General features: G+C 77.2%; 2 protein-coding genes. One reads left to right on the top strand and one right to left on the bottom strand.

Going from position 1 to position 2699, the window contains the following annotated elements:
- Positions 1-360: 360 nt before the first annotated feature.
- Positions 361-1626, bottom strand: coding sequence for a pyridoxal phosphate-dependent aminotransferase (locus tag ACYVPE_RS39635; protein ID WP_461038700.1), 1266 nt, complete (start codon positions 1624-1626; stop codon positions 361-363).
- Positions 1627-1763: 137 nt separating this feature from the next.
- On the opposite strand from ACYVPE_RS39635, the gene ACYVPE_RS39630 reads away from it, so the two are divergent.
- Positions 1764-2699 (top strand): NAD(P)H-binding protein (locus tag ACYVPE_RS39630; protein WP_461038699.1); only part of this gene is annotated, 936 nt, incomplete at its 3' end.

Below are 2699 nucleotides of genomic sequence, written 5' to 3'. Positions count from 1 at the left end.
GGGGGGGGGGGGGGGGGGGGGGAACAACCCTGCGCGGAGCGCCGGCCGCGGCCTGGCGGCGCAGCCGCCGCAGGCCGGCCGATGGCTCGGGCCTTAGGCCCACCCGCGCGGAGCGCGGGGAAAAGGGCGGGAGGGTGGGGGAGAACCCCCGGCGGCCCGCCCGCCCGGTGTACCGGGCATGACTCGGCGGCGTCGCCGCCGGCCCGACCGCGGTGGCGGTCAGTGCCGCGCGCGGCGCGGGACGGGGCGGGCGGGTGGGGCCAACCACACGGAGGGCCGGCCGATGGCTGGGGTCGTAGGCCCACCCGCGCGGGGCGCGGCGAAAGGGGCGGGTGGGTGGGGGAGAACCGCCGGCGACCGTCAGGGGTGGTGGGCCGTCAGGGCCCGCAACGCCCGCCGCAGGTGGGCCGTCGCGTCCGCGACCCACGGGAGGTCGAGTGGCGTGGCCGACCGCAGGGTCTCCCAGCGTTCGGCGGCCGTGTCGCCGTACAGCAGGCTGGTGGCCGCGCGGAAGCGCAACGCCTCGGGGGCGTCGCCGAAGGCGTGGCCGGGGAGGACCCCGATGCCGTGCCGGTCGAGGAGGGCCGCGGCCAGCGACGCGCCGTCCGTGATGCCGTGCGTGGCCAGCGCCCCGCGGCGGGGGGAGAGGTCGGGGTAGAGGTAGAAGCCGGCCGTCGGTGGGCGGCAGTCCGCGCCGATCGCCGTGAACTCGTCGTGCACGGCCCGGGCCACCGTCCCGTGCAGCCGGCGGGCCGCGTCGACGTGGGACCGCACCTCGGGCGGGTCGGCGAGGACGTACGCCGCCACCGCCTGCATCGGCGCGGCGAGCGCCGACCACACCTCGCTCGCGACGCCGATCAGCCGGGCCCGCACCTCGTCGCCCCACGGGCTGTCCGGCACCCGGGCCAGGCCGATGCGCCAGCCGCCGAGGGCCATGGACTTGCTGAGCCCCGTGGTGACCACGGTGCGCTCCGGCAGGAACGCGGCGGCGCGCGGGATGGTGCCGCCGTCGTGCAGCAGTTCGCCGTAGATCTCGTCGGCGACGACGGCCAGGCCGTGGCGGTCCGCCACCTCGCAGACGGCGCGCAGCCGGTCGCGGCCGACGACGGTGCCCGTCGGGTTGTCGGGGACGGTCAGCACCAGGACGCCGGCCTCGGGGGCCGCGCGGAGCGCGCTGGCCAGGGCGTCCGGTTCCGGCACCCCGCCGGCCTCCGGCGGGACGGGGACGCCGATCACCCGCTTGCCGGCGAGCGCGCTCTGCGCCGCGTAACTGACCCAGGCGGGGCGGGGCAGCACCACGTCGCCCGGCAGGGCGGCGAGCAGCGCGTAGAGGAGCGGCTTGCTGCCGGGTGCGAGGACGATCTGGGCGGCGCGCGTTTCCAGGCCGCGCCGGCTGAACCAGCCGGCCGCCGCCTCGCGCGCCTCGGGGGAGCCGGCGACCGGGCCGTAGCCGTTGCGGTCGGCGGCGGCCCGAAGCACCGTCAGGACCGATTCAGGGACGGGCAGTCCGGCTTCGCCGAAACCCAGGTGCAGGACGCGCTCTCCCGCGGCGCGCCTGGCCCGCAGGGTCTCGTCGATGGCCAGGGTCGCGGAGTGGGCGGTGGGGGCGGCAGGCATCGCTTCCATCCATTCCAGGAGACGCGAGAAGCAGTGAAGCGGGGCGTAGTTGCATTGCTAGGTTTTCATGCAAATCTGTTTGCATCAACCCCCGGGCGGCCCGCGCCCGCTTGCGGCGGCCGGCCGGCGCGCCAACAGTGGCCGGCATGAGCCCACCGCGAGAGACCAGGTGCCTGGTCGTCGGCGTCACCGGCTACGTCGGCGGCCGGCTGGTGCCCGAGCTGCTGGCGGCCGGGCACCGGGTGCGCTGTCTGGTGCGTTCCCCGGACAAGCTCCGCGCGCACGGCTGGGTGGATCAGGTCGACGCGGTGCTCGGCGACGTCCTCGACCCCGGCGCGGTCGAGCGCGCGCTGCGCGACGTGGACATCGCCTACTACCTGGTGCACTCGATCGGCGGCGGTGACGACTTCGAGGCGCGCGACCGGCGCGCGGCGCGGATCTTCGGCGCTCGGGCGCGGGACGCCGGCGTGCGGCGGATCGTCTATCTCGGCGGGCTCACCCCGGCCGGGGTGCCCGAGCGCGAGCTCTCGCCGCACCTGCGCTCCCGCGCCGAGGTGGGCCGGCTGCTGCTGGCCTCCGGGGTGCCGACGGCCGTGCTGCGCGCGGCCGTCGTCGTCGGCTCGGGATCCGCCTCTTTCGAGATGCTGCGCCACCTCACCGAGCGGCTGCCGGCCATGGTGACGCCCAGCTGGGTGCGCACCCGCGTGCAGCCGATCGCGATCGCCGACGTGCTGCGGCTGCTGGTCGGCTGCGAGCGGCTGCCGGCGGACGTCAGCCGCGCCTTCGACATCGGCGGCCCGGACGTCGTGACCTACCAGGACATGATGCGCCGTTACGCGCGCCAAGCCGGCCTTGCCCGGCGGCTGATCGTGCCGGTGCCGGTGCTCACGCCACGTCTCTCCAGCCTCTGGGTCGGGCTGGTCACGCCGGTGCCGGGCCCGCTGGCCAGGCCGCTCGTCGAGTCGCTGCGGCACGAGGTGGTCTGTCGCGAGCGCGACATCGAGCGGTACGTGCCGCCGCCGGCCGGTGGGCCGCTCGGCCTCGACGCGGCGATCGGCGCCGCGCTCGCCGCGGCGGCGGGC

The sequence above is a fragment of the Streptomyces mayteni genome (assembly GCF_054783955.1).
The sequence above is the reverse complement of the archived record's forward strand: the minus strand, read 5'-3'. Positions and strand labels throughout refer to the sequence as shown.